Consider the following 6,093-nt stretch of genomic DNA (forward strand, 5'->3'; position numbering starts at 1 on the left):
GGAATTTTAAGTGATGAAATTATCAATTTTTGCTGCAACTTTAGTAATATTTTTAGCAGCTTGTTCAAACGCCGATATGGGTGATCCAAATTTCAACGGTGAATGTGAATTTGGAGTTGGTGGTAATGGCGAATGTCTCAAAGAAGGACAAGATCCACGTCCTTTTGGCGGTACCAGCAAACCAGGGCATTAATATCAGTTAAGTAATATAAGCACTCAAAAATATGAGAAAAAAAGACCACCCAGAGCGGTGGTCTTTTTGTTTTCGAATCATTAGAATTTCGTGATTTCCGCGTCTGGTTAATTTATTAACCACTTATTGGTTTTATCTGGTTGATTTATATTAAGTAATGTGTGATATTGTTAGTAGTTTTTTAAGAAGGTTGAGAAATTCTTTCTGAGATGATCCATCCAATTTAAGCCAACTTGCAGTGGGATTTTTACTTGAAGCTCTGTGCCTTCGGTATTCTTGCCGTCTAAATACAGAATGTATTGACCTGGTTCACGCAACTTAAATGCCAGTGTGATCACTCCTGATCGATGTTGCTGTGTGGGAGTAGATAGTATCTCGTGTTCTTTCTGATTCTCTTTCTCATCTATTTCTACTTGTACTAGACGCAACCCCAGCATAAAATCACGGGCCGAATCCGGGTACAGCAGGTCGATCGAAATATTCAGTGTGGCCGGCTCAGGTACTTTGCCGCATTGGACGGGTACATACGGAGATCGGATTGTATCGATAGATGATTCATAGTCTTTGGGGAGATAATAACCCGAATAACCGATAGTCAGCGCATCTGTTTCTATGGTGCAAGCGCCGCCGCGAAAACCCTTCGGATAGGTTTCGGATAAGTCACCTTGCGAGCTTGTGTGATACAGCATTCCGAATGCTATGAAAACAGAGATGACACCGACCCACATCGCAATAAGGAATTTATGTGCTGGCAATTTTGTCCTGGAAAGCATAACTATCCTTATTCAATTTAATACAGAAGCTTAGCTATCAGCAATTCGGATTCGCCTTTTTTTTGGTGTACCGGATTAGTTAGAGATCACCAAAGTGCCGTAAACATAACCGATGATGGCTTTCTTAACAAGTGACTCAGTTAAATGTCTAACCGCATCCATACAACTCTGGGTAATAATATGCGGATAAAGATGTCTGAAAAGGGCACATGGGGATTGAGCGTGTATTAGGAATTAAATGGATTGTATTGATAGAAATCATAGTAAAGCAATTGTTTTATTATTGATAAGTTTCAGTTTTGTATCTAAGAGATGCTACCGTATTGAAGTTAAAGGTTCTTTAATTCGATGCACAAAGAAAAAGATCAATGCACTTGCGATGATTGCAAAAAAATACCAAACTGAAGCTGAGGTTTCTAGAAAAATGAGATTAGCAAGGAAGAGACCGATTGTTTATGGTGATGCTCGCAATAGACAAGTGCCGGTAACTGGAAAAAAATAAATGATCCGCAGATATCTAAGAACCGTGCTCGATACGCTGCTAAGCGGTGAATTATTCAGTGCTTCCTTAATGGATTAGAAGAAATTTATAAGCGTGCTCGTCATTGCAAAGTTTATGGCGCATTGTTGGTGACTGAGGCAATCGATATAATGCGGGGAAATAACTTCCATTCACTGATCCTGGCGGTCAATAAACGTAATTTCAAACGGCAGTTTCAGCCAATCAGCATCATGGACTTGAAATTATAGATAATATGTTAAGGATATCGATAGTGACTTCATCATGAATGATTATTTAAGAAGACTCTGAATAACTCATGTTTGTCATTCCGAACAAAGTGAGGAATCTTTGTGAATCAGCGTAATAGATTTTCCGCTACGCTCGAAATGACAGTTATTCAGAGCTTCCTTAACGAACTTAACAAAACTGAATCGCTGGGATATTTAATCCATGAAGCTGAAATTTACCAAAATGCAGGGCTTGGGTAATGATTTTGTCGTCTTGGATGGCATTAACCAATCGATAAATCTTGATCAGCAACAGATTCGCTTGCTCGCCGATCGACATTTCGGCATCGGCTGCGATCAATTATTGCTGGTTGAGAAAGCTGCCGGTCAGGCTGATTTCCGTTATCGTATCTTCAATACCGATGGTAGTGAAGTTGAACAATGCGGCAACGGTGCACGCTGTTTCGTCCGCTATGTTCACGACCATGGCTTGACACAAAAAAATGAAATTCGCATCGAAACACTGAGCGGCGTAATATCTCCAAAACTGGAAATCAATGGAAATGTCACGGTTAATATGGGAAAACCCCTATTCGAGCCGGAAGCAATTCCTTTTGTCGCTGAGAAAATTGCTTTGACTTATCCGCTTGAAATGCCGGATAAGCCAGTTACAATAAGCACTTTGTCGATGGGTAATCCGCATGCTGTACGGGTGGTTCAGGAAATTGAAACTGCGCCGGTAGAGACGGAAGGTGCCTTTATTGAGACACACCCGCGTTTTCCCAAAAGAGTAAATGTTGGCTATATGCAGGTAATTGATCGTAACCATATCAAATTGCGGGTGTTTGAGCGTGGCGCTGGTGAAACACTGGCGTGCGGCACAGGTGCCTGCGCAGCTGTCGTTACGGGCATTAATCTGGGGTTGCTGGACAATCAGGTCACTGTCAGCACACGTGGCGGTGAGTTGACAATTAGCTGGCAGGGGGCGGATGCCCCCGTATGGATGACAGGTCCGGCAGTTACAGTGTTTGAAGGTGAAATAAATTTGTAACCAACTAAGGAAGAATGATGAAACCGGAAGATGTCGCGCACTATCTGCAGGAGCACCCGCAATTCTTCAATGAATATACTGACTTACTAGCAGATATTCAAATTTCTCATCCCCAGGATGATAAAGTGATTTCACTGAATGAGCGCCAAGTGATTTCATTAAGGGAAAGGAATCGCGTATTACAGGATAAATTACTTGAACTGATCAGTTTTGGTGAAGAAAATGACGCCATTGGTGAAAAAATGCACCGGTTGGCTATTGCATTGCTTTCCGCTTCCAGTTTGGACGAGTTTTTTAGTGTGTTGTATTTCAGCCTGAAAGAAGATTTTGCAGTTCCGCTTGTGGCAATGCGTGTCTGGAATATCTCTTGCAGCGAGAATTCCTATACCGAATTTACGCCCATCAGTGAAGATATTCATGTCATTGCTGCAAGTTTGTCACAGCCTTATTGCGGCAATCATATCGCGGAAGAGATCAAGCAATGGTTTGGTGAAGGCGCTGAACACCTCAATTCATTCGCCATGATTCCATTGAATACAGCAAAAACCATTGGTTTGCTTGTTTTGGGCAGTCCGGACGCTGAAAGATTTTATCCCGAAATGGGGACGCTGCATTTAAAACGGTTAGGGGATCTGGTGTGCACCAGCATTACTCGCTATGATCAAGTGGAAACTGTAAGCCGTGAAGCAATGCAAGATCACATAACCAATGAGCAGTAGACCTGAAGTACTTGCCGCAGCATTTATCCATCATCTGACTTATGAACGGCGTTTGTCACCGCTCACCAGTGAAAACTACGCGCGCGACATTCGCGTTCTACTGAAACTTTTAAATCAAGACGATTTGGAGCAGGTTCAATTTCTGAATATCCGTCATGTGATTGCGCAACTCCATAGCAAAGGATTGTCTGGTAGAAGTTTGACTAGAATGTTATCGGCATGGCGCAGCTTTTACAATTACTTGATCCGCAAACACCATTATCAGCAAAATCCCTGTAATGGAATGCGAGTTCCCAAGTCACCACAAAAACTGCCCAATGCACTTTCTCCTGATGAAGCTGTGCAGCTACTGACTTTCTTGCCAGATGACATTTTGATGGCACGCGATAGCGCCATGTTCGAATTATTCTATTCTTCCGGTTTAAGGTTAGCAGAATTGACGCAATTGAAGCCTGCGGATATCCATTTTGCAGAGGGAACGGTAAGAGTTCTTGGAAAGGGCGGGAAGGAACGTATTGTCCCGGTCGGTGTTTTCGCGATTCAAGCATTAAAAGTCTGGCTTGAACAACGCGTATTGATAATTAAACCCGGGGTAACCGCGCTTTTTTTATCGCAGCGCGGCGACGCGATTAGTGCTCGCACCATCAGCTACCGCCTGAAAAACAGAGCCAGGCAGCAGGGTATTCATCAAAATGTACATCCGCATATTTTGCGACATTCTTTCGCTTCCCATCTACTGCAATCCAGCGGTGATTTGCGTGCCGTTCAGGAAATGCTGGGGCATGCGCATATCACTTCCACGCAAATCTATACTCATCTTGATTTCCAGCATCTGACAAAAATTTACGATACTACGCATCCACGGGCAAAAAAAAGAGATTGAGCGCGCAAAGAGTTTTCAATCGGAATCGACTATGTTTTATACGCTATAATGCTCTTTTGTAATACGTTCAGTAAATTTCATGACAACAATTGTTTCAGTAAGGCGTGGTCGTAAGGTTGCATTGGGTGGTGATGGTCAGGTAACACTCGGTGCTGTTGTGGCCAAATCCAGTGCCCGCAAAGTTCGCAGACTCTATCATGATAAAATCCTTGCCGGATTTGCCGGTGGTACAGCCGATGCTTTTACCCTGTTCGAACGATTTGAAGGCAAACTGGAAGCGCATCATGGTCATATTATGCGCGCGGCTGTAGAGTTAGCCAAAGACTGGCGCACAGACCGGATTTTGCGTAGATTGGAAGCCATGTTGGTTGTCGCCAACGAGGATGCAACGTTGATTATTACCGGCGCTGGCGATGTGATCGAACCGGAATTAGGTCTCGCTGCCATTGGCAGTGGCGGTTCTTTTGCATTGGCTGCCGCCCGTGCACTATTGGAAAATACCGATTTGCCGCCCAAAGAGATTGTGAAAAAAGCACTTACAATCGCAGGGGATATCTGTATTTATACAAACCAGGATCATGTCATCGAAACGATCGATTGAGTTATTTTTGTCTACTTATCAAGCGCACATTTGTATTACTAATCACTATAAGGATCGAGCAACGAATTGTTTGATCTGTAATTCGGAAACCCTGTTCATATTTTATCTATTACAGAATTAACTTTATGTCTCATATGACCCCGCAAGAAATTGTCCATGAGCTGGACAAACATATTATCGGCCAGGATTCGGCCAAGCGTGCTGTAGCTATCGCACTGAGAAATCGTTGGCGCAGACAGCAAATTGCCGATCCGCTACGTCAAGAAATTACGCCCAAGAACATTCTGATGATCGGGCCGACAGGTGTGGGGAAAACAGAAATTGCGCGTCGTCTGGCAAAATTGGCCAATGCTCCCTTCATCAAGATTGAAGCCACTAAGTTTACCGAAGTTGGCTATGTGGGGCGCGATGTCGACTCGATTATTCGCGATCTGGCCGAAACCGCGGTTAAAGAATCGCGCGAGAGAGAAACCAGAAAGAAACAACCGCTTGCGGAAGACCGTGCTGAAGAGCGAATCCTCGATGCTTTGCTACCGGCGGCCAGAGATTTTGATTTGAATTCAACAGCTGAGGATCAGAATAATACAACCCGGCAGAAGTTTCGCAAGAAATTGCGCGAAGGTGAGATTGATGACAAGGAGATTGAAATCGAGGTGGCCGCGCCGCGTGCCAATATGGAAATCTTTGCTCCGCCTGGAATGGAAGACCTGACATCGCAAATTCAAGGGATGTTTCAGAATATGACGGGGGATAAAAAGAAAACCCGCAAGCTAACGATTCGCGAAGCCAGAAAAATGCTCCTGGAAGAAGAAGCCGCGAAAATGATTAATGATGAAGAATTGAAGCTGACAACACTACAGAATGTGGAGCAGAACGGTATCGTATTTCTGGACGAGATAGATAAAATCACCAGTCGCGCAGGAGGCGGTGCAGGTGCGGATGTTTCACGCCAGGGCGTGCAACGGGATTTGCTCCCTCTGGTTGAAGGTACAACCGTATCAACAAAATACGGCATGATCAAAACCGATCATATCCTATTTGTAGCCAGTGGCGCATTTCATATGTCCAAACCATCTGACCTCATTCCGGAGCTGCAGGGGCGCTTTCCCATTCGTGTAGAACTAACCAGTCTGAGCGTCAGTGA

The 6,093-nt window shown here is 43.9% G+C and carries 8 protein-coding genes; 7 read left to right on the plus strand and 1 reads right to left on the minus strand.

Annotation, left to right across the window (positions count from 1 at the left end):
- The first annotated feature begins 13 nt into the window (after positions 1-13).
- Positions 14-193, plus strand: a complete 180-nt coding sequence (locus K2P83_RS09915; protein WP_292928749.1) for a hypothetical protein — start codon at positions 14-16, stop codon at positions 191-193.
- A 170-nt stretch (positions 194-363) separates the two neighbouring features.
- Here K2P83_RS09915 and K2P83_RS09920 read toward each other — a convergent pair whose 3' ends face one another.
- Positions 364-966 carry a hypothetical protein gene (locus tag K2P83_RS09920; RefSeq protein ID WP_292928735.1) on the minus strand — a complete coding sequence of 201 codons (603 nt, stop codon included), beginning with the start codon at positions 964-966 and terminating at the stop codon, positions 364-366.
- A 238-nt stretch (positions 967-1,204) separates the two neighbouring features.
- Here K2P83_RS09920 and K2P83_RS09925 point away from each other — a divergent pair, with 238 nt between their 5' ends.
- The 6 genes from K2P83_RS09925 to hslU all read left to right on the plus strand — a co-directional run.
- Positions 1,205-1,468 carry a hypothetical protein gene (locus K2P83_RS09925; RefSeq protein ID WP_292928737.1) on the plus strand — a complete coding sequence of 88 codons (264 nt, stop codon included), beginning with the start codon at positions 1,205-1,207 and terminating at the stop codon, positions 1,466-1,468.
- A gap of 450 nt (positions 1,469-1,918) precedes the next feature.
- Complete coding sequence (gene dapF / locus K2P83_RS09930) at positions 1,919-2,746, plus strand: diaminopimelate epimerase (protein WP_292928739.1); 828 nt, start codon at positions 1,919-1,921, stop codon at positions 2,744-2,746.
- A 14-nt stretch (positions 2,747-2,760) separates the two neighbouring features.
- Positions 2,761-3,465 (plus strand): DUF484 family protein, encoded by a 705-nt coding sequence (locus K2P83_RS09935; protein WP_363279528.1) that lies wholly within the window; start codon positions 2,761-2,763, stop codon positions 3,463-3,465.
- Positions 3,455-4,348, plus strand: coding sequence for a tyrosine recombinase XerC (gene xerC / locus K2P83_RS09940; RefSeq protein ID WP_292928741.1), 894 nt, complete (start codon positions 3,455-3,457; stop codon positions 4,346-4,348). The genes K2P83_RS09935 and xerC overlap by 11 nt, the downstream gene beginning before the upstream one ends.
- 79 nt (positions 4,349-4,427) lie before the next feature.
- On the plus strand, positions 4,428-4,949 hold the full coding sequence (gene hslV, locus K2P83_RS09945) for an ATP-dependent protease subunit HslV (RefSeq protein WP_292928743.1): 522 nt from the start codon (positions 4,428-4,430) through the stop codon (positions 4,947-4,949).
- 125 nt (positions 4,950-5,074) lie between these two features.
- Positions 5,075-6,093 (plus strand): ATP-dependent protease ATPase subunit HslU (gene hslU, locus K2P83_RS09950; protein ID WP_292928745.1); only part of this gene is annotated, 1,019 nt, incomplete at its 3' end.

The sequence above is a fragment of the Nitrosomonas sp. genome (assembly GCF_019752415.1).
GTDB lineage: Bacteria > Pseudomonadota > Gammaproteobacteria > Burkholderiales > Nitrosomonadaceae > Nitrosomonas.

Coding starts and splice junctions, on each gene's coding strand:
- K2P83_RS09915 (WP_292928749.1), top strand. CDS start 14: ATGAAATTATCAATTTTTGCTGCAACTTTAGTAATATTTTTAGCAGCT.
- K2P83_RS09920 (WP_292928735.1), bottom strand. CDS start 966: ATGCTTTCCAGGACAAAATTGCCAGCACATAAATTCCTTATTGCGATG.
- K2P83_RS09925 (WP_292928737.1), top strand. CDS start 1,205: ATGGATTGTATTGATAGAAATCATAGTAAAGCAATTGTTTTATTATTG.
- dapF (WP_292928739.1), top strand. CDS start 1,919: ATGAAGCTGAAATTTACCAAAATGCAGGGCTTGGGTAATGATTTTGTC.
- K2P83_RS09935 (WP_363279528.1), top strand. CDS start 2,761: ATGATGAAACCGGAAGATGTCGCGCACTATCTGCAGGAGCACCCGCAA.
- xerC (WP_292928741.1), top strand. CDS start 3,455: ATGAGCAGTAGACCTGAAGTACTTGCCGCAGCATTTATCCATCATCTG.
- hslV (WP_292928743.1), top strand. CDS start 4,428: ATGACAACAATTGTTTCAGTAAGGCGTGGTCGTAAGGTTGCATTGGGT.